Source organism: Chitinophaga sancti (assembly GCF_034087045.1).
GTDB classification, from domain to species: Bacteria; Bacteroidota; Bacteroidia; order Chitinophagales; family Chitinophagaceae; genus Chitinophaga; species Chitinophaga sancti_B.
In genome coordinates this window covers 1,293,788-1,318,319 of record NZ_CP139247.1, presented here as the reverse complement: position 1 = coordinate 1,318,319, position 24,532 = coordinate 1,293,788, and the positions used below count along the sequence as shown (strand labels likewise).

At 45.4% G+C, this 24,532-nt stretch carries 21 protein-coding genes; 10 read left to right on the top strand and 11 right to left on the bottom strand.

Going from position 1 to position 24,532, the window contains the following annotated elements; genetic code table 11:
- Positions 1-86: 86 nt before the first annotated feature.
- Entirely contained in the window at positions 87-1,133 is a 1,047-nt protein-coding gene (locus tag SIO70_RS05485) for a COX15/CtaA family protein (protein WP_320579957.1), read from the bottom strand.
- Positions 1,134-1,286: 153 nt separating this feature from the next.
- On the opposite strand from SIO70_RS05485, the gene SIO70_RS05480 reads away from it, so the two are divergent.
- Positions 1,287-1,709 (top strand): hypothetical protein, encoded by a 423-nt coding sequence (locus SIO70_RS05480; RefSeq protein ID WP_320579956.1) that lies wholly within the window; start codon positions 1,287-1,289, stop codon positions 1,707-1,709.
- A 135-nt stretch (positions 1,710-1,844) separates the two neighbouring features.
- On the opposite strand, the gene SIO70_RS05475 is transcribed toward SIO70_RS05480, so the two are convergent.
- Positions 1,845-4,817 (bottom strand): glycoside hydrolase family 3 N-terminal domain-containing protein, encoded by a 2,973-nt coding sequence (locus SIO70_RS05475; protein ID WP_320579955.1) that lies wholly within the window; start codon positions 4,815-4,817, stop codon positions 1,845-1,847.
- Between the two features lie 406 nt (positions 4,818-5,223).
- On the opposite strand from SIO70_RS05475, the gene SIO70_RS05470 reads away from it, so the two are divergent.
- Both SIO70_RS05470 and obgE read left to right on the top strand, forming a co-directional pair.
- Complete coding sequence (locus tag SIO70_RS05470) at positions 5,224-5,796, top strand: adenylate kinase (RefSeq protein WP_072365842.1); 573 nt, start codon at positions 5,224-5,226, stop codon at positions 5,794-5,796.
- Positions 5,797-5,909: 113 nt separating this feature from the next.
- Complete coding sequence (obgE, locus tag SIO70_RS05465) at positions 5,910-6,914, top strand: GTPase ObgE (RefSeq protein ID WP_320579954.1); 1,005 nt, start codon at positions 5,910-5,912, stop codon at positions 6,912-6,914.
- Positions 6,915-6,954: 40 nt separating this feature from the next.
- On the opposite strand, the gene SIO70_RS05460 is transcribed toward obgE, so the two are convergent.
- Positions 6,955-7,539, bottom strand: coding sequence for a hypothetical protein (locus SIO70_RS05460; RefSeq protein WP_320579953.1), 585 nt, complete (start codon positions 7,537-7,539; stop codon positions 6,955-6,957).
- 132 nt (positions 7,540-7,671) lie between these two features.
- Here SIO70_RS05460 and SIO70_RS05455 point away from each other — a divergent pair, with 132 nt between their 5' ends.
- Together SIO70_RS05455 and SIO70_RS05450 are read left to right on the top strand one after the other, a co-directional pair.
- The gene (locus tag SIO70_RS05455) at positions 7,672-8,412 is read left to right on the top strand and encodes a hypothetical protein (protein WP_320579952.1); all 741 of its coding nucleotides are present in this window, start codon (positions 7,672-7,674) and stop codon (positions 8,410-8,412) included.
- A 17-nt stretch (positions 8,413-8,429) separates the two neighbouring features.
- Positions 8,430-9,083 carry a DUF2306 domain-containing protein gene (locus SIO70_RS05450; RefSeq protein ID WP_320579951.1) on the top strand — a complete coding sequence of 218 codons (654 nt, stop codon included), beginning with the start codon at positions 8,430-8,432 and terminating at the stop codon, positions 9,081-9,083.
- Here SIO70_RS05450 and SIO70_RS05445 read toward each other — a convergent pair.
- Together SIO70_RS05445 and SIO70_RS05440 are read right to left on the bottom strand one after the other, a co-directional pair.
- A complete protein-coding gene (locus tag SIO70_RS05445; RefSeq protein WP_320579950.1) occupies positions 9,069-10,193 on the bottom strand; it encodes a tetratricopeptide repeat protein in 1,125 nt (374 codons plus the stop codon). The two genes, SIO70_RS05450 and SIO70_RS05445, sit on opposite strands and share 15 nt — an antisense overlap.
- Before the next feature lie 208 nt (positions 10,194-10,401).
- Positions 10,402-10,713, bottom strand: a complete 312-nt coding sequence (locus tag SIO70_RS05440) for a YbaB/EbfC family nucleoid-associated protein (protein ID WP_083725128.1) — start codon at positions 10,711-10,713, stop codon at positions 10,402-10,404.
- Positions 10,714-10,780: 67 nt separating this feature from the next.
- Here SIO70_RS05440 and SIO70_RS05435 point away from each other — a divergent pair, with 67 nt between their 5' ends.
- Genes SIO70_RS05435 through SIO70_RS05425 form a run of 3 tightly spaced genes read left to right on the top strand, consistent with a single transcriptional unit; the run spans position 10,781 to position 15,719 of the window.
- The gene (locus tag SIO70_RS05435) at positions 10,781-12,031 is read left to right on the top strand and encodes a geranylgeranyl reductase family protein (protein WP_320579949.1); all 1,251 of its coding nucleotides are present in this window, start codon (positions 10,781-10,783) and stop codon (positions 12,029-12,031) included.
- 3 nt (positions 12,032-12,034) lie between these two features.
- Entirely contained in the window at positions 12,035-13,141 is a 1,107-nt protein-coding gene (locus tag SIO70_RS05430; protein ID WP_320579948.1) for a DUF2891 domain-containing protein, read from the top strand.
- A gap of 7 nt (positions 13,142-13,148) precedes the next feature.
- Positions 13,149-15,719 (top strand): DUF3857 domain-containing protein, encoded by a 2,571-nt coding sequence (locus SIO70_RS05425; protein WP_320579947.1) that lies wholly within the window; start codon positions 13,149-13,151, stop codon positions 15,717-15,719.
- A 44-nt stretch (positions 15,720-15,763) separates the two neighbouring features.
- Here SIO70_RS05425 and SIO70_RS05420 read toward each other — a convergent pair whose 3' ends face one another.
- The 4 genes from SIO70_RS05420 to SIO70_RS05405 form a co-directional block, all read right to left on the bottom strand.
- Complete coding sequence (locus SIO70_RS05420) at positions 15,764-16,066, bottom strand: Dabb family protein (RefSeq protein ID WP_320579946.1); 303 nt, start codon at positions 16,064-16,066, stop codon at positions 15,764-15,766.
- Positions 16,067-16,105: 39 nt separating this feature from the next.
- A complete protein-coding gene (locus SIO70_RS05415) occupies positions 16,106-17,305 on the bottom strand; it encodes an FtsX-like permease family protein (RefSeq protein WP_320579945.1) in 1,200 nt (399 codons plus the stop codon).
- Positions 17,302-17,952, bottom strand: coding sequence for an ATP-binding cassette domain-containing protein (locus SIO70_RS05410; RefSeq protein ID WP_320579944.1), 651 nt, complete (start codon positions 17,950-17,952; stop codon positions 17,302-17,304). The genes SIO70_RS05415 and SIO70_RS05410 overlap by 4 nt, the downstream gene beginning before the upstream one ends.
- Before the next feature lie 85 nt (positions 17,953-18,037).
- Positions 18,038-19,786 (bottom strand): DUF4836 family protein, encoded by a 1,749-nt coding sequence (locus tag SIO70_RS05405; RefSeq protein WP_320579943.1) that lies wholly within the window; start codon positions 19,784-19,786, stop codon positions 18,038-18,040.
- A gap of 240 nt (positions 19,787-20,026) precedes the next feature.
- On the opposite strand from SIO70_RS05405, the gene SIO70_RS05400 reads away from it, so the two are divergent.
- Positions 20,027-20,314: a YciI family protein gene (locus SIO70_RS05400; protein WP_083725114.1), complete on the top strand. Its 288-nt coding sequence runs from the start codon at positions 20,027-20,029 to the stop codon at positions 20,312-20,314.
- Positions 20,315-20,382: 68 nt separating this feature from the next.
- Here SIO70_RS05400 and msrB read toward each other — a convergent pair whose 3' ends face one another.
- Entirely contained in the window at positions 20,383-20,823 is a 441-nt protein-coding gene (gene msrB, locus SIO70_RS05395; protein ID WP_320579942.1) for a peptide-methionine (R)-S-oxide reductase MsrB, read from the bottom strand.
- A gap of 280 nt (positions 20,824-21,103) precedes the next feature.
- Here msrB and mutL point away from each other — a divergent pair, with 280 nt between their 5' ends.
- Positions 21,104-22,990, top strand: coding sequence for a DNA mismatch repair endonuclease MutL (gene mutL / locus SIO70_RS05390; protein ID WP_320579941.1), 1,887 nt, complete (start codon positions 21,104-21,106; stop codon positions 22,988-22,990).
- A 39-nt stretch (positions 22,991-23,029) separates the two neighbouring features.
- Here mutL and SIO70_RS05385 read toward each other — a convergent pair whose 3' ends face one another.
- Positions 23,030-24,487 carry a gluconokinase gene (locus SIO70_RS05385; RefSeq protein ID WP_320579940.1) on the bottom strand — a complete coding sequence of 486 codons (1,458 nt, stop codon included), beginning with the start codon at positions 24,485-24,487 and terminating at the stop codon, positions 23,030-23,032.
- Positions 24,488-24,532 lie beyond the last annotated feature (45 nt).

The following is a 24,532-nucleotide window of genomic DNA, read 5'->3' as shown; positions in this document are numbered from 1 at the left end:
CGATAGAATATAAAACACTTGCTTTTGCCTTCTGCAAAAACGAGCGTCATGTGGGAAACAGGCCTGTGGCCGGCTAATCTTAAAAATTATTTTTTTCCGTAGCTCAGAAAATACGTCCACACCAATACCAATAGCAACAACATACCTACACACTGATGTAATATAGCCTGCAAAATAGGAATGTGGATCTGGCTACCCAGCAATGTGAGCACTCCCAGTAAAACCTGTACCAATACAAGCAGCAGTGGCAGATAACGTACTCTGTGCAGCAGACTATGCTCTGGTGTTTCAGATGCAGCCTTCCACCACCAGATCACTACCAGGATCGTAATCAGGTAAGCCAGGTTTCTATGTACAAAATGAATAGTCTGTGTATTATGCGTCAGATCTTCTAAAAAATTCCCCTGTGTAAACATAGTGCCCGGTACCCACCCCCCATTGATATCCGGCCAGGTGCTCGCTGCCAGGGCCGCATGCAATCCCGCCATCAATGCACCAAAGAACAGCTGTACAGTCAATAAACCCAGCAACCATGCATTCAGTTTTTTCAATCCGGGTGCTACCAGTATTTCCTTCACCGGCGTACTCAACCTGAGTGCAAACCACAACACATATACCAGTAAAGACAACGCTGCCAGAAAGTGAATGGCCAATCGTATATGGTTTACATACAGGTTCTCTTCGTTCAGTCCACTCTTCACCATGATCCAGCCAATAGCCCCCTGCAATCCTCCTAATAAAAACAGGATCACCATAGGGCGTATCATAGAACGATCTATCTTTTTCTTTATTAAAAAGTAGACAAACCCTACTGCGAACACTAATCCCATCAGGCGGGCCCAGTCACGATGCAACCACTCCCAGAAATAAATTCCTTTAAAATCTGATAATGTAAAATGATTATTGACATACTTCGCCTGCCCGATTTCTTTATAATGATCAAAGGCTTTTTGCCAGGCCGCTTCATTCATAGGAGGAAACGCGCCCAATATGGGTTGCCATTCGGTAATAGACAGGCCGGAACCTGTGAGACGGGTCAAGCCGCCCAGTAATACCTGAATAATAAGCATCCCCACCCCTATATATAACCAGATCGCTACCGGCCTTTGCTGTTGTGTTGTCAGTCTTTCCATAAATCAAAAATCGAAGGCAAAGTTAGTACTTTGAGATTTGACATTAGTAATGCTTTCTTAACATCTCCATAATATTCTCTTAACAGAACCTCCTGATCTTTGCGGCGACAAAAGGGACCCTGAAAAACATCAAAACACAAAAAAAACTTTTGTATGAAACACATACAATTTTTAGCAGTTATTGCTACTATCCTTTTAAGCCAATCCATTGCTGCAGCCCAGGACTTTGCGTTAAACAAAGTAAAAACAAATGCTGCCAACACCGAACAGCCGACCGCTCCCAGTGATTTCAAACTGGATGTAGCACAGGTAACAGGAAGTGAACTGGTATTTCGCGTAACAGTAGAAAATCCAGGCAGCGACAAAATAATCCTGAGCATCAAGGATGCCAACAACACTACTTTGCATCAGGAATCTCTGCCGGTAACGCTGGTTTACAAAGCCCGTTTTAACCTGGCAGACCTGCAGGATGGTTCTTATACCTTCGAAATCAGAAGAGGTAAAACCCGCCTGGCAGAAAAAGTAATCGGTATCAGAACCGAAACCAGCATCAACAGAACTGTTTCTGTCCAATAAAAAAATAGAGACAACCGAGTGGCGCATTTGTGCATACCTCTGTTGTCTCTATTGCCTAACCTATGATAGATCCCTATCTTATGTATATATGTGTGCACGTAGAGCTCTCCTATTCAGAGAGCTCTACGCCAGGCACTACTTCTCATTCATTGCTTCGTACAGCACTTCCATTATATTTTCCCTTACATGCATGGTGATCAGCTTTTTGTTGTCACCACCAGCAGGACACACCCTGTTGCTCAGGAAGATAAATACCAGCTTAGATTCCGGATCTACCCATATACAGGTACCTGTAAAACCGGTGTGTCCAAAGGTAAGTCCAGAAGCACTTTTGGCAGGATATGCTTCCCCATGTTTGCCGTTGTTTTTCTCAGGCTTATCAAAGCCTAAACCACGACGGCTGATATTGCTGTTGTAAGCAGTAAATAATTTGATTGTTTCTTCTTTGATGAAACGCTTGCCACCATAGCTTCCGCCATTCAGTAACATCTGCATCAGTACTGCCAGATCTTCCGCATTGGAAAATAAACCGGCATGGCCTGCTACACCACCAAACATTGCTGCACCAGGATCATGTACATCTCCCCTGATCCATTGCATTCGGAACGTACGCTCATTCTCTGTAGGGGCTATTTGTGAAAGCAGGAAACGCTCTCTCGGCTTAAATCCTGTTGTTGTCATACCCAGTGGTTCGTAGAAAGTTTCTCTCACATAATGGTTCAGTTTCTGACCAGTAATGGCTTCTACTACCTTGCCCAGGAAGATAAAATCATTGTCACTATATACATATCCCTGCTGAGGTTTCAGCGGGCTATCCAGAATTTTCCGGAACATGGAATCTATATAAGTTTCTTTCATGTACAGGTGTTCCGCCACCCGCTTTGAATACACTGAATCTGCATAGCTATGGAACAATGCAGTATCAGGTGCCCCACTCTTCATGAGCACACTCTGGTAGAATGGTATGAATGATACTAAACCTGCCTGGTGCAACAACACATCCCTGATTTTCAAACCCGCTTTATTACTACCTTTCACCATTGGCAAATAATCACCCAATGTTGCATCCAGACTCAGTTTTCCCTCATCATACAATTTCATAACAGAGACAGTAGTTGCACATACCTTGGTTACAGATGCCAGATCATAGATGCTGGAATGTGTAACTGGTTCATTGCTGCTATAGTCGTAGTTACCAAATGCTTTGTTATATACAATTTTGCCATCTTTCATCGCCAGTACTTCACAACCCGGTGCAGCACCTTTGGAGATCATATCTGCAATCAGTTTATCAATCTTTGACAATGTTGCGGCATTCATACCTACTTTGCCCGGCGCCACTTCTTCCAGTGGTTCCAGCGCAATGGCCGGTGGCGTGGTAGCCGGTACGATACCTGTACCATACGTAAAGTTCGGACATACCGTCACTGGCAGACGACCTGTTGGAACCAGTTGTCCAAACAGCAGTTGTGCTGCAGCTTTCTGTGTAGAATCATCATCTTCGTAAGCGGCTACGATCGTAGGCGCATCGCAGAAATACTGGATTGCATAGGGATTACCAAATACAACGGTAGCAGAAGGCATTTCCTGTTGCAGACGTTGTACCAGCAAGCGCTCTGCTGAACTGATGCCGAAATTGTAAGCAGGCCTGCGGCTGTAGTTGTGTACACCAATGATCACAGCCTGGAATTCTTTTTTCAACCTTTCTACGATCGTTGCAACCTGTGCTTCTGACTGACGGGAGGTGAAGATGAATGAATTTACATCCGGACGGGTGGCCTTGATAGTTTGCAGGAAGGTGTTGTTCACATCTGCGCCTACTGCTATCACGGCAACTTTGCCAGGTGTATGTGATTTGAAGGGGATCAACTGATTATCATTTTTCAGCAACGTCAGCGACTGGCGGCCAATATCCCTGATCAGGGTATCGGTTACTGCATTCAGGTCTGCTGCAATGTTGGCCGTTTCTACCACCTGTGGCTTATTCAGACCCAGGTTGTATTTGGCCAGCAGCACTTTTTTCACTCTTTCATTTACATCATCCCAGGTAACTTCACCACGACGAATCGCTCGTTTTATTGCATTTACACTTCCTTCCGCTGTAGAAGGCAACATGAGCATATCGTTGCCAGCTACTAACGACCTCGCAGCTTCTTCCCCACCGGAGTAAAACTTGGCAATACCTTTCATTTCCAACGCATCGGTAATGACGATGCCCTTATATCCATATTCGCCTTTGAGCAGGTCAGTTACCGCTTTGTGCGAAATGGAGGTCGGCGTATTAGGAGTACTGTCAATGGCAGGAATGTACAGGTGCGCCATCATGATGCTGGCTACACCCGCGTCTATAGCTTGTCTGAATGGATATAATTCCAGTGAATCAAGTTCTGCCCTGGATTTTCGGATCACCGGCATATCCAGGTGAGAGTCTGTATCAGTATCACCATGACCGGGAAAGTGTTTGGCCACCGCCATTACACCCTGATCCTGGATGCCTTTGATCATCTGCACACCCATGCGGGCTACCTGGTATTTATCTTGCCCGAAAGAACGGTCGTTGATAACAGGATTGTTAGGATTATTATTGATATCCATATCCGGGGCATAATCTACATGTATGCCCAGTCTGCGGCATTGCTGACCAAGTACTTTACCTGCCCTGTAAGCGAGGGTACTGTCTTGTGCCGCACCGATCATGAGGTTGCGGGGCAGGCTGATCACGCTGTCGAGCCGCATACCAAGGCCCCATTCGCCATCAATGGCGATCATGAGCGGAGTTTGGGAAATAGATTGGTAGTAATTGGTGAGGAGGGCCTGTCGTACCGGGCCTCCCTGAAAGAAAATCAGACCACCAACTTTGTTGTCTTTGATGTCTTTGGCGATTTTCCTGACATGATCAGCACCAAGGTTAGAATGTGCCCTTATCATGATAAGCTGAGCAATACGCTCATCGTTGTTGAGCGATTTGAATACACTGTCCACCCAATGCGTAGCGGCAGCGTCTGCCTGTAATAGTTTCGGTACCGGACCACTTTGTGCCAGGGCTGGTTTATGAGCCGAACCTGCTAATAATAATCCGGAGAGTCCTAAGATCAGTAACTGCTTCATAGTCTTTCTGCTTGTCAATAAAAAAGTTATCATACGGGAAATTCTCTCCCCTCCCAGGGAGGTGCACCCTAATTAAATTCCGAGTCCCAATTATTATGCTACCCTACAGATTCACGGCTGTAAAGCGGCAGTATAAATACTTATATTTACATGAAGAGGTAGGAACAAATGACCTGTAATCCTTAAACATAATAAAATATCTTTCGACTATGACCCTCGAACAACCATTTTTTTCTTCGTTATGGAACAATCTGCTTAAAAATAATCCATTATTTCCAGCAAATCATTAAAACATATCTACAGATTTTCTTAAATATTTCATGTTATTCAAGCAAGGGTAATTTTTGTTACCTATACATTCAATTGTTTGCTATATTTGCAATCTTGCTAAAGTTTTTTTAAACACATGGTCAATATTATTCTATTTGGCCCTCCCGGTAGCGGTAAGGGTACACAAAGTGCGAACCTGATTGAAAAATACGGGCTGATTCACCTGTCTACTGGTGATCTGCTGCGTGGAGAGATTGCCGCTCAGACTCCCCTGGGCATGGAAGCAAAGCGCCTGATGGACCAGGGACTACTGGTTCCGGATGCTGTTGTGATTGGTATGATCAGTTCGAAACTCGAAGCCAATCCGGAAGCAAGAGGTTTTATTTTTGACGGCTTTCCACGTACTACTGCCCAGGCAGAAGCACTGGATAAACTGCTGGACCTGAAAAAGACCGCTATCTCCAACGTACTCTCTCTGGAAGTACATGAAGATAACCTGGTACAGCGTCTGCTGGCCAGAAAGCGTCCGGATGATAATGAAAAAACCATCCGTGAGCGTTTCGTAGAATATCACAACAAGACCGCCCCTGTAGCTGACCACTATGCCCGTTTCGGCAAGTTTAAGAAAGTGAATGGTGAAGGTACTGTTGATGAAATTTTCGCCCGCTTAAGCAAAGAAATCGACCCGCTGGTAGAAGAAAAAGTTTAATCAGCAGGCTGATCTTATCATATTAGACGCAAAGATCGTAAGTAACCATCCATGTAAAGTGGATGAACTTCACGATCTTTGCGTTTTTAAATTTATAAATAAATCGCTCCACATTGGAAAGAGGCAATTTCGTTGACTATATCAGGATATCCGTCAAATCGGGTAAAGGCGGCGCCGGTAGCGCCCACTTTATGCGTACCAAATACAACCCTGAAGCCGGCCCTGATGGCGGTGACGGTGGTCGTGGCGGCCATATCATACTCAGAGGCAATTCCCAGCTTTGGACCTTGCTACACCTGCGCTGGTACAAGAACGTGGTCGCAGAAGATGGAGGTAACGGGCGGGACAATAACAGCACCGGCCGTAATGGCGAAGATGTGATCATCGAAGTCCCATTAGGTACCCAGGCCTTTGATGAGGAAACCGGGGCACTGGAAGTAGAAATACTCCACGACGGGGAAGAAGTGATCTGGATACCAGGTGGTCAGGGTGGTCGTGGTAACGCCTACTTTAAATCAGCTACTAACCAGGCACCAGATTACTCACAGCCCGGTATGCCAGGCATAGAAGGCTGGAAAGCGCTGGAATTGAAAATGCTGGCAGATGTAGGTCTGGTAGGGTTTCCGAATGCCGGAAAGTCTACCTTGCTCTCTACTATCACAGCAGCTACACCTAAGATCGCAGATTATGCATTTACAACCCTGACACCACAACTGGGTATGGTAGCATATAGAAATGATCGTTCATTCTGTATTGCAGATTTACCAGGGATCATTGAAGGCGCACACGAAGGGAAGGGATTAGGACACCGCTTCTTAAGACATATCGAAAGAAACCCCGTGTTGTTGTTCCTCATTCCGGCAGATAGCTCCGATCACAGAAAGGATTTTGATATCCTGATGAATGAGCTGGAGATGTACAATCCTGAATTGCTGGATAAACAGTTCCTGCTGGCTATCAGTAAGAGCGATATGCTGGACGATGAGCTGAAAGAGGCTATTGCAGCAGAACTGCCCAAAGAAGTACCGCATGTGTTCATTTCGTCGGTTACACAGCAGGGATTGCCACAGCTGAAAGATATGTTGTGGAATGCATTAAATACAAAAACTGTAGAATAACAAAAAGCGCTTCTGTCACTGGCAGAAGCGCTTTTTCCTTTTAATCTTTTAACCCCAGCCAGGCTTTTACAGCCTTATAGTCACTCATATCCACAGTCTTTGCCTTCCTCGCTTCCGTACCACCAGGGATCAGCACATATCTGTATTGCCACCTGACATTTCCGCTTGCATCTGTCCAGGTGCCCGCATCACCATTCGAATACAATTCAATGCCTCCCTTAAAGAAAGTAGCCGTAATATTCCAACTGGAATAGATGTCCAGATAGGGCAATGGTGTCACGATAGGGGTAGCCGCTGACCCAAAATTCAGGTACACTTTCATTTCGCCGGTACTGATCAGTGCATCGTCCAGCTTAGGTACATCCAGGTCAACATAAAAACCCAGGGTATCAATCGTACCATCGGAATTATGAATGGTATCTGGTAAAAAAGCAACTGTGAGCCAGTCAGAATAAATAACATTTGCAGTACCGGCATCACCCTTTGGACCTGTGGCACCTGTAGCGCCGGTAGCACCTGTTTCTCCCTGTGGACCAGTCTTTCCTTCTTTACTACAACTGGATACGATTAAGGCGATAGCCATTAAAAAAGGGATTGCATTAACAGAACAGAAGATTCGTTTCATGTACAGAAATTTTGGTTGTTATAAATTAAAAATGGGGATGTAGGGGTTTGGATTATCACGTCAACTAAATATACGAATTGCCTCTTCTTTCATCACTAATTTTTTTTGCCTTACTTTACAAAAAATTGCCCTGTGAAGTACTTAATCCAAGTTTGTCTTATCGCCGCATTATTCTGCGCCTGTAAGTCGTCGACTTCCTCGCCCCCCGTCTCGGATAGCACTGCTGTAGCCGTTTCAAACCAGGCTGACAGTTTAATCGGACTATATAAAGGTGATTTCGACGGTAAAAAGATTTATATCACTATCAACTATGCAAAAAATAACCACCTCGCCGGTTATAATGTGCTCAATGGCCTCCGTCGTAATGTAAGCGGCAGTTATAAAATTGTAGATAACGGTTTCGATGTAACCCTTAGTGAACCAGGCGATCATCCATACGATGGTAAGTTTACGATCCACTTCTCTGTCAATGATCGCAAAGGAAATGGTAAATGGACGCCGCTGAATAATTCCAGCCTGACACCTAAAACATTTGACCTGGCAAAAGTTTCATTGACAGGTGGTAATGGCACTAGTTTAGAATATGATTATCCATTAGCCGGAGATCACCGGGATATTCTCTTTGCAAAAGATGGTAGCTGTACGCTGAACTACTATGAAATGCATAGTGACTCAACTTTTGCCCAGCAAATGATCACTGTAAGAGGTAGCTGGGAACAAAAGGGCGATTCTGTACTCGTTACATGGGAAAAGAGAAATGACATCACGCTGCCAGCCACTATTTATTCTATTCAATTCGAAGGGGAAGGCGACGAGCGCTTCTTAACCGGAGTAGAAAGTACTGACAGCATTCGCTATTGGACCGGACCTTGATAAACGCACGACACATATTGAAGAAAGGGGGTATCACCTTATTAGCCGCCGGCGTCCTGTTTGCGACCTGGCTGCTCATCAGGTTGAGTATCCCCTATCTTGCTATGAACAGGTACACCGATTTCCTGATGACCAAGCAACGGGTATATCATATCCGTCCATGGCGGATCAGCTTCTATGTACATGTATTCATCAGCTTTATAGTTATGCTCACCGGGCTGCTGCAATTCAGCTGGTATATGATAAAAAAATATCCCGGCCTGCACCGCAGGTCCGGGACAATATATGCAGGGGTGATACTATTTTTAAGTGGCCCCAGTGGTTTAGTCATGGCGTTTTATGCGAATGGCGGCATGCCGGCACGTATCAGTTTCGTCATCCTCGCGGTCCTATGGATGTATACCACAGCAATGGGCTGGTATTATGCCCGCCAGCATAAATGGATGCATCATGGCGCCATGATGCTCCGGAGTTACGCCCTCACACTTTCGGCAGTCAGCTTACGCCTGTATGCTTACCTGATAGATGTATTCAATATTCACATCCACCCACGCGATTCCTATATTCTCATTGCCTGGTTAAGCTGGACACTGAACCTGCTCATTGCAGAAATAATTATCAGAATGCTGGCTAAAATCTACCCGATCAAAAAGGAATTAACGCATGCCTAACACCATATCCTTCCTCACAAAATGACCGTCTTCTTTGATGGCATAAGTATCTTTTCCCAATGGCTTTTGTTCCTTGATCTTATTATCGTCGTAACCTTCTTTATCCGGATCCTTTTCATACGTTAGCTGAAAGCTGGCAACTTCTATATCATAGTTTGCATTGATCGTTGCTACTTTGAAAGGATCTTTCAGGATCTTCTGACCTCCGATCTGTAACTTATCGATCAATACGCCTTTGTTGTTAAAGCTCGCAATGTAGTACACAGGTAGTGTATTACCTCCCATTTCATCAACTACGCCATAGATCAGCGTGCGATTACTATCATTGGCTTTGACCAGCCCTACCCTGTAATATTCAGCACCTACTTCCCTTGAAAATGCATAGTCACGCATTTCTGGAACATAACGTTCGTTGTCATAAGAAATGATTCTATCTTCCGTCATGTTGGAAGCATATTTCATATCCAGCAACAAGGGGAATTTTACCTGCGTAAATTCATGGCTGAATACCGCCCATTGCAGTTTATCCGGATCAGTCGCCCCGGACATAGCCGTCAGGATCATATCGTTGAATGCATATCCATTTTCCTTTCTGAGATTGTTCAGGTCAGTATCCTTCTGCAGGTTTTTAATATTGCCATAACCAAATTCGATGGCTGATATGAGATAGGTTTTCGCCTTTTCCTGGTCCCCCAGTCTGGAATAATAACAGGCTTTGTTATACAGCAGTTTATTCAGCGGTTTATAATCCAGTATATCCGCAATATCATATGACTGTAATCCCTCCTCCAGTTTACCGATATCGCCCAGGGCATTACCCATTTCATAGTAAGCTTTGGCCTGTGGCTGTGTCTGGATGGATTTTTTGAAGATAGCTACCGCCTGAGCAGGCTTCTTTTTGTTGCGATAAACATCGATGGCTTGCAGGAACAGTTTGTCTGCTTCCTTGTTCTTACCTGAATTGGCATTGGCCACCATCAATACCGTATCGGCTGAATATAGGTTACGATCTGTCAATGTAACATCAGATGACAATCCCTTTTTGCTTTCCGAGGGCCCGTTACAGGCAAATAGAGTGGCTGTTGTTACAAACAATAACAATTGACGCATACGAGAATTCTTTATAAGCTAAAGATAATGTAAGATTTTTATAATACGAGGAGGGTAAATATAGGGGTAAACCACAATCAAAACATATCACGTCTTCGGTATCAACATAGTACTAATAGATCACCAAAAGGGCACTTCAATATCCCAGGGATATTGAAGTGCCCTTTTGGTGATCTATTAGTGAGCTTTTGGCACTATAGCCTCACTATTACCCTAATAGCCCTCCGAGCGGGCCCAACATACCGCCTGCCACACTCTTCATCTCAGACTCCCAGGTATTCTCTGCTGCTTTCAGCGCACGGTTCAGCGCCGTGATCACCAGGTCTTCCAGTTCTTCTTTATGATCTTTTTCCAGCAATCTCTCAGCTATTTCCAGACTTTTTACCTCCCGATTGCCTGTCACAGTTACTTTTACCGCACCGTCACCAGCTTCCCCATCTACAGTGATCAGGGCCAGACGTTCTTTACTTTCTTTCATTTTTTGCTGCGCTTCCTGCAGCTTACCAAACATATCAAACATGGTAGGATGATTTTTAGCCCGCGAAGATATTTCACTTTTCTTTATCTTAACACCCTAAATCAACAGCATGTTGGAAACCAAAGTATGTATTATCGGTGCCGGTCCTGGCGGTGCCGCAGCAGCACTGCAACTTGCACAACTCGGCGTTGAATGTGTAGTAGTAGATAAGGCTGTTTTTCCCCGTGATAAGGTTTGTGGAGATGGATTGAGTGGAAAAGTGATCACGGCGCTTAACCGTATCGACCCTGCCATTGCAACCCGCCTCAAAGAGGCTGAATTCAAAGTAAACAGCTGGGGTGTTACCTTCGTATCGCCCGGCCGTCATAGCCTGGATGTGGGCTATCGCCCCGACTACAACAGCCAGAATGAGGGTCATAAGGAAACGCCCATCGGCTATGTGTGCAAACGTATGGACTTTGACAACTTCCTTGTAGACGAAATCAAACGTCGCAAAGAAATCAGTTTATACGAAAATGTAAACGTTGATAAATACGAACTGCTGGAAGATGGCTACCTCGTAAGCGGCAACAAAGGCGGGTTCCAGGTAAAAGCTAAACTGCTTATCATTGCCAATGGCGCCCACTCTTCTTTTACTAAAGAAGTAGCTGGTATCACCATGGAGCCGAATCACTACGTAGCCGGGATCCGTGCCTATTACAAAAACGTAAGCGGCAATAATCCTGACAACTTCATAGAACTGCACTTCCTGAAAAGCCTGCTCCCAGGCTACTTCTGGGTCTTTCCGCTGCCAAATGGCGAAGCCAATGTGGGCGTTGGTATTCTCAGCGAAGCAGTACGCAAAAAGAAGATCAACCTGAAAAAGGAAATGTTGGATATTATCGCAAATGATCCGGTATTCAAAGAACGCTTTAAAAACGCAGAACTGATCAGCAATATTGAAGGTTATGGTCTGCCGCTGGGTAGTAAAGTGCGTGTACTGCATGGTGAACGCTATATGCTGGTTGGCGATGCTGCCTACCTGATTGATCCCTTTACCGGCGAAGGTATCGGCAATGCCCTCTACTCCGGTCGCTTAGCTGCAATACAGGCAAACGAAGCCCTGCAAGCCAATAATTTCTCTGCTGCCCAACTGGCCAAATATGATTCAGAAGTATACCGTGTGATGGGACCTGAACTGAAACTGAGTCACCGCCTGCAAAAGCTGATCCGCTTCCCATGGTTGTTCAACACGCTCATGAAAGTGAGCAGCCGCAACAAACAACTGCAGGAACTCCTCTCCTGTATGTTCTATGAGGTAGACCTGCGCAAGCGACTCACCAAACCATCCTTTTATTTCAAACTACTGCTTAACAGATAACACGTGAAGAAGACCATCATATTGGGTGCACTCTTAATCAGTACTTTTATGTCTACTGCCTTTGCACAACAGCCGCTCTATACGCACAACAGCGCGGGTCACCTGGAACTCACCATCGATGGTGCTGCCCATCTATCCAAACTGCCATTGAAATGTATGCAGCTGGAGTTTCCGTACAAAACTGGTGTGGTATTTACCGATACCTCACTGGTGACCAACCCGCGGAATTACCATCCTGCCTTTTATGGTTGCTACGACTGGCACAGCAGCGTGCATGGCCACTGGATGCTGGTAAGATTACTCAAATCCTTCCCTACCCTGCCACAGCACGAACTGATTCTGACCAAACTGCAACAAAACCTCACTGCTGAACACATTCAGCAGGAACAAAAACTGTTTACCAACAAAGAGAACAAAGGTTTTGAACGCATCTATGGCTGGAGCTGGCTGCTACAACTGCAAAGAGAATTGCTTACCTGGAACTCCCCTGAAGGCAGGGAACTGGCCGCCAACGTACAACCACTGGCTACCCAGTTTTCCAAAGCCTACATCGACTTCCTCGGAAAACTTATGTATCCCATCCGCGTAGGTGAACATACTAACCTGGCCTTCGGCCTTTGCCTGGCATGGGATTATGCAGTAACGGCGAAAGATCAGCCATTGCAGGATGCGATTAAAGCAGCTGCCACCCGTTTCTATCTGGCGGACAAAAACGGACCTGTCAGTTATGAACCAGGCGGCTACGACTTTCTCTCTCCATGCCTGGAAGAAGCAGACCTGATGTGGAGAATACTGCCAGCTGCACAATACCAGGCCTGGATACAGGAATTCCTGCCAGGACTGTTTGCTAAAAATATCACGCTGTTTCCTATAGCACAGGTAAAGGACCGTACCGATGGTAAACTGGTACACCTGGATGGTCTGAACCTGAGCCGTGCATGGTGCCTCTACGGTATTGCCCGTCATGCAGGAAAGAATAGTGCCGCCATTCAGGCACTGGCCAACCAGCACCTGGAAGCTGCTATTCCACATGTAGCCAGCGGCGATTACGCCGGTGAACACTGGCTGGCATCCTTTGCGGTGTATGCCCTCACTGTCGAGAATAACTAATTCCTATATGCGATTCATTCTGCTGATAATATCCCTGTTCGCAGTGCCAGCTGGCCTTCTGGCCCAAAAAAACTTCGCTGTATCACCCACGCCCGACTGGCTGGCTCCTTACAAGCCAGACCTCGGCAAGGCACCAGATGCAAGAGAAGTGAGCAACGGCTACTTTCTACTCCTGCTGGAAGAACAACACCAGGCAGAGAAAAACGCAGTGTACAGGCATATTATCAGACAGATTGTATCGGAAGCAGGTATTCAGAATGGTGCAGAGATCTCTGTGGAATACGATCCTACTTATGAAAAATTACACTTTCACCAGCTGGTCATCCACCGCAATGGTCAGGTGATCACCAAACTGGATCCATCCCGCTTTCGCTTCCTCCAAAAGGAAGAGGACCTCTCCAGGTTTATTTACAGCGGCACCTTCACAGCTTACTACATTCTCGAAGATGTACGCAAAGGCGATCAGATCGAATACGCTTACACACTCGAAGGTGCGAATCCTATCTTCGAACACAAATACGCCAACACATTTTACTTCACGTCTTACGATCCCATCGTCAACTATTACAAAGCGCTCATCGCAGCACCGAAAAGGGACATCCACTTCAAAGCTTTTAATGGTGCACGCCTGCCGGCAAAAAGTAGCTGGAACGACATGCAATTGTATGAATGGAAGATTGCAGATGTGATGCCTGCTGATGAAGATGACAACGCACCGGAATGGTATACCACCATACCTTTTGTACAAGCCAGTGAGTACAAATCATGGTCAGAAATCATCAACTGGGGTGCAAAGATCAACACACCTCCCGCTCCCGGCGCACGCCTGCAGGCAAGGATTGCTGAACTGAAAAAGCAATCCGGCAACGACAAAACATTGTATCTCCAAAACGCCATGCGCTTTGTGCAGGACGACATTCGATACATGGGTATTGAAATGGGTGAATATTCCCATCGACCCAACAGCCCCGACAAGATTTTAGACCAACGCTTCGGTGATTGTAAAGACAAATCCCTACTACTTACCACCCTTTTGCAGGCGAATGGTATCAACGCCAGCATGGCTTATACCAATACCTATCTGAAGGCCCATGTATCAGACTATCTGCCCTCTCCTTTTATGTTCAATCACGTAATTGTGTATGCACAATTGGAAGACAGCAGTTTCTGGATAGATCCTACTATTAGTTATCAGCGCGGACCATTGAGTGAGCATTCAATACCTGATTATCAACAGGCATTGATTATCAAAACTGATGGCAGTGATAAACTCACCAATATACCACAGTATAACATAGGCACGCAGACAATTAAAGAGCACTTTACACTACCTGATTCCAAAAGCAAAAAAGGAACCCTCACTGTTCACAGTGTATACACCCTGCGATTTGCCGATCAGCAACGCGATGTATTTGCCAACAACAGTATGAAAGATCAGGAAAAATCCTATCTCGATTACTACAAGAATATTTATGGAGAATTACACACTGATTCTGCACTGAAAACGATCGATAACCCTATCAGGAATCAATTCAGTGTAATAGAACAGTATCAACTGGAAGAACCCTGGAAGAATGATACAGAAGAACCGGGACAACTCGAAATTCCTGTGACAGCGGGTATTCTACAGGAAGCATTACCGAAGCTAAGCAAAAAGAAAAATAGTAAATCGCATTCACCATTGTCTATGCGTTATCCTTATTCACTGGATTATACTATTGATATGGATATGCCGATAGAATGGTATTTAAGCAATGAACAAGTCAGGATCAGTAATGCTTATTATGCCTTTTCATTTACACCTACAGTAGAAGGCAGGCATGTGACATTGCATTATACATTCAAAACTTTTCAGGACAATATTCCAGTCGATTACTTAGCGCAGTATGAAAGCGACAGGAATAAAATGGATGATGTTATTTCTTTCAGTCTTTTCTGGTCTCCGGATGATCCAATATCGACAACGACACCCACTGATAATACGCTGAACTGGGTGACACTGACACTCGCTATTTTCTTCCTCGCCTTCTTTGCACGGCTGGCATGGAAGTATAACCAATATACGATCTATCCGGTGCAGGATGTGCTGATACCAGCTGAACTAAGAGGGTTCCTGTTTATCATTGCCTTCTTTGTATTCTTCACACCACTGGCCATGTTGCAGGCCATTTTCAACAATGACTTTTTTAGTTTTAAAGCATGGGTGCAGCTTAGCAAGGCTACCAATATCATCAGCAACACCTCCTTCCTGGAGTTTTGGTTTATACTCCGGATGGTAGCAGCATTATTCTTCTTTGTATATAGCGTACTGCTGATTGCATTATTCCTCAATCGAAGGGATACATTTCCGAATGCAATGGTGTATTTTATGGTGAGTACCCTCCTTTTCAATGTGATAGATACAGGGTTATCACATTATCTATACAAAACAAGCTGGGAAACGGCGGAACTGGGAGGCATTATATACATTTTTGTAAGAGGCTTATTGTTCACCCCTTACCTGCTACAATCACAGCAGGTGAAAGAAACTTTTATTATGCCACACCGTTCGGTGATCAGCAAAGAAAAAGGGTACTGATACAAAGATCAATACCCTTTTAAATGATGTAGCTGGCGCTGTTTTTAGAAAGATACTGAATCGAAGATCACTACCTTTTCCCACAGGTGTTTGCAGTTTTCTACGAATGCCAGGTGTACAGGATGTACCTGATAGGTGTCGTGCCCTGCCTCGTCATTGAACACGGTGAGCAGACAATAACTGTAATCCTTAACGATCACTGGTCTGTCAGTATCTGCAGGTTTTCCTACATTGTACGTCACGAGGGTTTCCACAGCACTGAGGGATTTTACACCTTCTTCAAATGTTTTGATATCAGCTGCCGAAAGATCTGCTTTCAGATAAAAATTTACAACGTGTACAAACATGTTCAACTTGCATTTTATGTGTTAGAAGAATAAATTGAATTAACTGATCTCGTTGATATATCGCTTCACACTCCACAGGTTCACAATGTAAACAAGTATGATCACAAGTACAGCTGCACCAGCGGTGCCTGGGCTGATCCATGAAGATACAAATAGCTTCATACCCGCAAGTATACCAGCTGCTTTCCATTGCAATACCGTAATCAATACGAGCGCAATGATCGCTGTAAATATATACAAAGGCACGAATTGTCGCATCAGGTATCGCTGCAGTTGTCGTGGTGCAGTACCTAAGGTTACCAGCAGTTGTATCTCTCTCTTGCAGCTCGCAATCACTACCTGTATAAACATACTGAACACTAACAGTGCAAAGAGCAGTAATATCAAACCAAAAAACCCAATTACAGATACAATGGTTTGCAGGATCACTTTGGTTTTGCTGTATTTGAGTTTATCCTGGTTGGTGCTATATCCTTTATCTTCCAGGTATTTGACCAGTACTGGATTGGAAGGATCTTTTGTTTTAATGATCACACGGCTGGGAGAAGCCGTCTGTCCATTGCCAAACTTTCCATTCGCCCAATCCATGAAACTACCGGGAACGAGGAAGGAAGAAATTCTATCTGAAAAGCCAACGATCCTACCTGTAAATTCCTGCGTAAGCAGCCCTTTTGAAATCGTGATTTTCATCGGGAGTGCTTTGATGGTTTCAGGGGAAATTTGTGGTAATCCCTGGCTCAGAGCAAAGCCGAAGTTGTATAAATTGAGGAAGTCGTTTGGCAGGATGATGGGAATGGTATTATCACCTGGCTGCCATTTCCAGTCTTCACTCTTTACATCGATGAAGGTATCTGGTACGGCCTCGAAAAACATTTCGGTATAGAAGTGCAGATCCCCGGGAGCAGCGGCGGAAACCTTGTACTGATTAGAAGTAATAAAGCCAAAGGCAGCAGTGAATGGCTGCTTTTTGATATCGGCTATTTCCTGTGGGGTGAACTCACTTTTTTCCGACTGCCCCATCATATCGTTCGTGATCTTTTTGTTGATGACGAGGAAGTCTACGCTTTCATTCTGATTTTGCTGGTTGTAGAGCAACTGATCAAAGTCTGTATGCATCTGTATGGCCAGCAACAACAGTAACATGGCGATACCCAGACCGGTAGTAGCCATAATCAGGCGGCCCTTGCCTATGCCCGTCTGAATGATCTTTTTGAGTAAGCCAAAAAACGATTGCTTCATAGATTGAAATGTATGTCGTAGGCAAACCTGTTGTCATTGTCCAGGTCTGTTAAAATAAATCCGGCATTGCGGGCGCGGCATTCTTCTGCGATCAGATCAGCAGCCTTTTGTGCATTCGCATCGTCCAGGTGGCTGAAGGGTTCATCCATAATGAGCCATTCAAATGGTTGTACCAGTGCACGGATGATGGCGATACGCTGACGTTCTCCGTAAGAAAGTGTTTTGCCGCTTTGGTTCAGGATATGGGATACGCTCAGGCGGGCTGCCATTTCTGCCACCTTTTCGGCGGTACAGTATGGATTGGGTAGCATCACTCTTTTGAGCTCTATATTTTCCTGTGCGGTGAGTTGTTCAAAGATGCGGAGATCCTGGAAGACGACGCTGATCTGCTGCTGCCGCATACGGGCTATCTGGTCTTTCTTGTAGGCATCCCAGGATTGACCATCTACCAGCACCCTGCCGCTATAGTCGTTCCGGATGTTGTACAGGTAGTGGACCAGCGTGGTTTTGCCTGTGCCCGATGGTGCCTTGATTTTGGCAAAACTACCAGGAGTGAATGTAACGGCCTGATTCCAAATGTCCGAATTGCGCTGCAGGATTTTATCCCTGAGAGGAATGGGAACCAGATTTTCTAATTGTAACTGCATGTTGCGATTAAATATTTATTAAACCAAAAGATCATCCTGCTTCTTCGGAACAGGATGATCTTTTGGTTTAAAATTTCTGTGCCGTTTAGTATACTACAGATGTATCTGCCTTCTTTTCTTCATGTACAATCCGGGCTACATTAGTACCAAGATTCACCAGTTGAACCAGGCTATTCTCATCCTTCTTGAAATTCAGTACTACTTCAGAACGCTGTGACTTACCATCGAAAGGATGGGTAACAGCAGTCGCATCTTTCAGCAGATCTTTTACCTGACCGGCGATTGCCTGACCATTTGCAGGAATATCGTTTACAGGAATCGCAGCTGCAATCTTTTCGAAGTTGATATAAGCACCCATTGGGTTGCCTTTGATCTTGCTTACGAAGCTATTGTCCAGACCACCGACCTTGCCTTTACCACCCAGGTAAGCATCAAGTGTAGGCTGGTCGTTAGCCACAGCAATCAGTTTATCGTCGATAGACAGGGCAGGCATACCTGGTTGCTGCATCATGTCTGCCAGTACATATTTATCACCTTTTTTGGTCACGAATGTCTGCAGGGCTGGTGTGCTGATTACTTTGTCAAAAGCAGCCTTATCTCCAACTTTCATCGCAAACACCCATTTCAGATCAGTTCTGGTTACAGAATCACCTGTTACTATGGTGCTTGGTGCTTTTCTGACATTCAGGTCAGAAGCTGCAAAGAACATCTGGCCGTTGAAAGCATTCAGGATATCATCCAGTGTCAGGTTCTGATTGCCGGAGTACATACGGAGACTGATATTCGCCATACCATCCAGACCTGTTGCCTTTACGATATCGCCCAGCATACGGAAGTCGAAACCATATACCATAAAGCCAAGGATATTGTCAGAAGGATATTGTTCCAACAGCTTCACGTCTGCTTCTGTTTTACCATATTTCTTGTAGATATCAGACAGGTCTTTGCCTGCATATGATACACCTTCCATCACTACTTTACCTTTCTCGAAGTTTACACCACCGGTATAGTAGCTACCTTCCAGCAGCTTTTTCAGGTTTGCAGGAATCGCTGCACCCTGTGAAGCATACATGGGTTCTGGATTTACATATACGCTTAGGTCAGCATTGTTCTTGAGCAGGTCATGGAATGCAGTGATGTCTGCTGCCGATTCATCTTTCTTCAGGTGGAAGAGGTGATCAGCTTCTGCTACCCAGGTTGCTTCGGCATCAGGTGTCTGGAAACGAACCTGAGTCGCTACAGCGCTGTCTACAGCACTGCTGTCGTCCTCATCCTCATCGAAACCACCGCCTGGAATGCCACCTGGCATACCACCCGGAAGACCGCCATTCTTCAGCTTATTGGCATCTACACCACGGATGTAGATCACAGTTTCTTTGGTCCAGCCGATCACAGCATCCTGATCAGCTTCCCAAACGTACTGGAAGTCATCTTTCTTTTTCATGGTGAAGTTTGGCAGGTTCTTTTTCAGGTAAGCTTCGAACTTGCCAGCGTCTTTCAGCCCCCCGGTGAGGGTTACGTAAGACTGTTGGCTATTGTTGAATACAACCGATACGAAGAAATTATTCTGCAGGTCTACACCCGAGTTTTCTGCATCTTTCCATGCTTTCATAGCAGGATTGCTGGTATCCTGGTCCTGCAATGCGGAAAACATTTTCTCCATAGTAAGACCATTGGTCACTAGTTTATTAGTGATCTGCTTGCTATTGATGCTCAACACCACGCCTGCGGTTTTGGGGATATATTTGCTTTGATCAGGAACCTTCGAACATGCAGACAACATAACTGCCGCTGTTACAGCAGTTAACAAAACTTTGGAAAACATCTTTGTCATAAAAAGGGGATCTGAAATTAATAATGATATACTGGACGCTAAAATACTTTGTTTTTCGTTAGTAAAGCTATGAGGGGATAATATTAAGTTACAGCTTTTCGAGATATGTGGCTGTTTTCAGGGATATCACAATCCATTCATTTATATTGAGTATTATAAAATTAAATGCTGCAATAGTTTTATACCTTTGCACAAAGGTTTCCAATCATGATCACTAAATCCTATTATTGACACGCTATCATGTACCTCATCCTGTTACAATATATCAGACCTGTCGCTGCCATAGAACACTATATGGAGCAGCATAGAGCATTTCTAGACAAATACTACAAGAGTGGTAAATTCATTTTGGCAGGTCGCAGGAAACCTAAATCCGGTGGCCTGATCATATGTAAAGCCGGGAGCCGCAAAGAAGTGGAAGAAATCATGAGCGAAGATCCATTGGATAAATTCCAGCTGGCGCTGTATGAAATCATCGAGTTCGAACCTACATCTTATGTCAACGAGTTGCAGCCTTATCTGTCGTAGTTGAATTATGCCAACAAAAAAGACTGACCAAAGGTTCTTCAGTCAGTCCTTTCCCTGTATGTAAATATTTACTGCTTGTCGTCTTCGAAGTCGAGGATGACAGAATTAATGCAATAGCGTAAGCCTGTTGGTGGAGGACCATCGTCAAATACGTGTCCAAGGTGAGCTTTGCAGCGGCCACACATGACTTCTGTCCGGTGCATACCGTGAGAGTTGTCCGGGGCATAGATTACGCTGCCTTTAGTTACCGGTTCAAAAAAGCTGGGCCAGCCGCAGCTGCTCTCAAACTTAGCATCGGATATGAACAAAGGGTTGCCGCAGGCGGCACAATAGTAAGCGCCATTATCTTTTGAATTCCAGTATTTTCCTGTAAAAGCCCATTCTGTGCCTTTCTCTCTTGCGATGTGGTACACTTCGGGAGTTAAGCGCTTTTGCCATTCTTCGTTAGTCAGACTCACCTTGTTGGTAGCCGTCCGGGAATATACATCACTCTTTTTTTCGTCTTCCATATGCAGGTTTTTTCCCTTATTCAATACTTTTTATACTGCGAGGATCAAAATTATCAGATTCCCTCAGTAGATGGCTGAAAATCACGGCGATTAACGTCTTGTTAACAAGGTAGAAATGTTAATAACATATCCACACTATCCACAAAGCGCTGAAACACCCGTCAATACAGCACCTTGGGGGAATGGCAAAACGCTAGTTCACATTTTGCCAGCATCTTATCCCCGCCTCCGGAATCAACAGTAAACTTTCCTAACTTTACAGCATAAAGGCACATTATACGTGGCGAACATTATCAATCTATTACCAGACAACATAGCCAATCAAATCGCAGCAGGTGAGGTGATCCAACGGCCAGCTTCAGCAGTTAAAGAACTGCTGGAAAATGCGGTGGACGCTGGTGCAACGGAAATTCAACTAATCATCCGGGATGCCGGAAAGGAACTGGTACAGGTAATTGATAATGGTAAAGGAATGAGTGAAGCAGATGCCCGCATGTGTTTCGAGAGGCATGCCACCTCTAAAATCCAGACCATTGAAGACTTGTTCCAGATCAGGACGATGGGTTTCCGGGGTGAAGCACTGGCTTCAATTGCTGCCGTATCGCAGGTCGAATTAAAGACCCGTATGCGCGGTACAGACATAGGTACTTATATCGAGATCGACAATAGTGCCGTCAGGAAACAGGAACCCTGCCAAACGGCGGAAGGGACCTCTATTGCAATGAAGAACCTGTTCTTCAACGTACCAGCCCGACGTAACTTCCTGAAAAGCAATGCCGCCGAGATGAGACACATCGTAGATGAGTTCATCCGTGTAGCCATGGCTTTCCCACAAATCCAGTTTACACTCCTGAACAATACACAACAGCTCTTCTACCTTGAAAAAGGATCCCTGAAGCAGCGTGTCATTGCCATCCTCGGCCAGCACTACAATTCAAAGCTGGTGAGTGTAAAGGAAAGTACCGATTACATGGACGTTCACGGGTTTGTAGGTAAACCGGATGCAGCCAAGAAGACCAGGGGCGACCAGTTCTTCTTTGTCAACAACCGCTTTATCAAGAGCCCTTACCTAAACCATGCGATCATGACGGCCTTTGCCGATATGATCCCGGCAGATAGCTTTCCATTGTACGTTGTGTTTATAGACCTCGATCCGGGGCATGTGGATATCAACGTACATCCAACCAAACAGGAAATCAAGTTCGATGACGAGAAGGTGATGTATGCATTTGTACAGTCAGCTGTCAAGCACGCACTGGCACAATTCAATGTGATGCCTACCCTCAACTTCGAACTGGATCCCGAAATACAGCACCTGGATGCCGTGAGCCAGCCGTTTACTGCTGAGCGCCAGGAACAGTCCGCAACCTCCTCACTCTACAAAACGTTTACCCAGGCCAATCAGGCACATGTGATCGATAAGAGCAGCAGTAACCTGAAGCACTGGAAAGACCTCTACGATATTGGCAAATCCTCCGATTCCTATAGCAGAGAAGAGCGTGATGAAGACACCCTGACACAGCCTTTACCAGCTGTGGGCTTCGAAAGCAGGTCTTCTACCGCCTCTGTAATTGACGAACGCTGGCAGGACAATACCATCGATCAAAAGGTACCCGTACAGGTACATCAGCAGTTCATCCTCTCGCAGATCAAGTCAGGTTTTATCCTGATCGATCAGCAGGCTGCACATGAGCGCATTCTCTATGAACGCTACCTCCGTGCATTGCAGGAAACGCCGATGCCAGCCCAGCAAAGCCTGTTCCCACAGACCTTGCAACTGCCCCCTGCCGATGCTGCCCTGATCAGCGAAATGCTCCCTGACCTGCAGGTACTGGGATACGACCTGGAACCATTTGGCAACAATACCTTTGTAGTAAGAGGTACCCCTGCCGATATCCAGAGCGGTAACGAACAGGCTAGTATCGAAGGGCTGCTGGAACAATTCAAACACTATAGCAGTGAGCTGAAGGTCAACAAACGGGAACAACTCGTGAGATCGATGGCGAGAAACAATGCGATACCTTCCGGCAAATCATTGACCACAAAAGAAATGCAGAATATTATAGATGAGCTTTTTGCCTGCGCTATGCCAAATGCAGCACCCGGCGGGAAGTACACTTATATATCATTTAAACTAACGGACCTCGCTAAGATGTTCGGCGGTTGAGAAGAAAACTAAAAACGTCATGCCTTCCGGCATGACGTTTTACATTATAGGGAATACCGGCTTTAATGCCTCGTATAATTTTATATAGACGTCATAAGCTTTTTGATATAGCTCCGCTTTGTTCGTATCCGGCTCAAAGACGATTTCCTCCTGAGCTGTAAGGGTAATCTTTAATTTTATTGCCCCCGCTGCCAGAATCACAGCTCCCATCGCAGATGCATCACTCTCCTTCGTCATATACATAGGTTGCTGAAATATATCTGCCAGCAGTTGCACCCATTCCTTTGAGGCGGTAAACCCTCCGCTCACAGAGATCTTCTTTACCTCCCCGGTCGTTTCTTCCAAAGCTTTGGTAATACTTAGTAAACCATAAGCCATCCCTTCCAGTATCGCTCTCATAAAATGCCATTGGGTATGCTGCGGTTGTATCCCAATAAAAGCCCCCTTTGCATGTCCATCCCATACAGGCGCCCGTTCACCATGCAGATATGGCAGACAGATCACACCTGCTGCACCCGCAGGAGTTGCGAAAGCCTGTTGTAAACCGGCGTCTATTTGCATACCTGTCTGCAGAAATTTATCCAGGTACCATTGAAGCAATACACCTCCATTATTAATAGCACCTCCTATTACAAAATGCCCCGGGGTCAGAATGTAAGTAAACAACCGGTTATACTGATCCGTCATGGCATTGGGTATAGCCATTCTCACGGCGCCACTGGTGCCGATTGTCAGTGAGGCATGGCCCGCATCGAGGGCATTACTGCCCAGCTGTGCCAGACAGCCATCACTGGCGCCGGCTATGAACTGTGTATCCACTGGGATATTCAGCTCTGCTGCAATGACAGGGTCTAAGCCAGTGATGATGGTATCGCTGCTCACCGCTTCCGGCAGTTGCTGTGCTGTGATGCCGGCCAGTGTCAGCGAATCCGTATTCCAGCACAATTCGTGAATATTAAAAAGCCCCGTAGCAGAGGCAATGGAATGATCGGTGATGTACCTGCCAAAGAAATGATAGAAGATGTACTCTTTGATGCCGACAAAACAGGCTGCCTGTTTGTATAATTCCGGTTCATTTTCCTTCCACCATATGATCTTGCAGAGTGGACTCATAGCATGGATAGGCGTACCCGTCTGTTCATAAATTTTCTTCCCCTGCACGGTGCCTCTCAGCTTGTCTGCCACCTGCTCACTCCTGTTGTCGGCCCAGATGATTAGTGGGGTCAGGGCTTCACCCTGTTCCGACATGATCATCACGCTGTGCATGGCACTACTGAAAGATATAGCAGCCGGCGCTGCCTTCATTATAGTCGCTACGCTTCTGATCCCACTTTTCACAGCAGCCAGAATAAAAGCCGGGTCCTGTTCACTATATCCAGGCCTGGATTGCCGGATAGTGTATTCCTGCTGGCAGTGCGCCTTTACGCTCCCGTCTTCCTTTACTGCAATCACTTTGGCACTGCTGGTTCCTATATCTACTCCGATGATGTATGCCATTGCTATATTTTACCTTCTTTCTTTAAAAATAAATTTATAATTTAA

Bases quoted from the DNA above. Each gene is read 5' to 3' on its own strand.
- SIO70_RS05445 (WP_320579950.1), bottom strand. From the start codon at position 10,193: ATGCGTCAATTGTTATTGTTTGTAACAACAGCCACTCTATTTGCCTGT.
- SIO70_RS05410 (WP_320579944.1), bottom strand. From the start codon at position 17,952: ATGCAGTTACAATTAGAAAATCTGGTTCCCATTCCTCTCAGGGATAAA.
- SIO70_RS05425 (WP_320579947.1), top strand. From the start codon at position 13,149: ATGCGATTCATTCTGCTGATAATATCCCTGTTCGCAGTGCCAGCTGGC.
- SIO70_RS05480 (WP_320579956.1), top strand. From the start codon at position 1,287: ATGAAACACATACAATTTTTAGCAGTTATTGCTACTATCCTTTTAAGC.
- SIO70_RS05475 (WP_320579955.1), bottom strand. From the start codon at position 4,817: ATGAAGCAGTTACTGATCTTAGGACTCTCCGGATTATTATTAGCAGGT.
- msrB (WP_320579942.1), bottom strand. From the start codon at position 20,823: ATGGAAGACGAAAAAAAGAGTGATGTATATTCCCGGACGGCTACCAAC.
- SIO70_RS05435 (WP_320579949.1), top strand. From the start codon at position 10,781: ATGTTGGAAACCAAAGTATGTATTATCGGTGCCGGTCCTGGCGGTGCC.
- SIO70_RS05385 (WP_320579940.1), bottom strand. From the start codon at position 24,487: ATGGCATACATCATCGGAGTAGATATAGGAACCAGCAGTGCCAAAGTG.
- SIO70_RS05405 (WP_320579943.1), bottom strand. From the start codon at position 19,786: ATGACAAAGATGTTTTCCAAAGTTTTGTTAACTGCTGTAACAGCGGCA.
- SIO70_RS05485 (WP_320579957.1), bottom strand. From the start codon at position 1,133: ATGGAAAGACTGACAACACAACAGCAAAGGCCGGTAGCGATCTGGTTA.
- SIO70_RS05420 (WP_320579946.1), bottom strand. From the start codon at position 16,066: ATGTTTGTACACGTTGTAAATTTTTATCTGAAAGCAGATCTTTCGGCA.
- SIO70_RS05460 (WP_320579953.1), bottom strand. From the start codon at position 7,539: ATGAAACGAATCTTCTGTTCTGTTAATGCAATCCCTTTTTTAATGGCT.
- SIO70_RS05470 (WP_072365842.1), top strand. From the start codon at position 5,224: ATGGTCAATATTATTCTATTTGGCCCTCCCGGTAGCGGTAAGGGTACA.
- SIO70_RS05415 (WP_320579945.1), bottom strand. From the start codon at position 17,305: ATGAAGCAATCGTTTTTTGGCTTACTCAAAAAGATCATTCAGACGGGC.
- SIO70_RS05400 (WP_083725114.1), top strand. From the start codon at position 20,027: ATGTACCTCATCCTGTTACAATATATCAGACCTGTCGCTGCCATAGAA.
- SIO70_RS05440 (WP_083725128.1), bottom strand. From the start codon at position 10,713: ATGTTTGATATGTTTGGTAAGCTGCAGGAAGCGCAGCAAAAAATGAAA.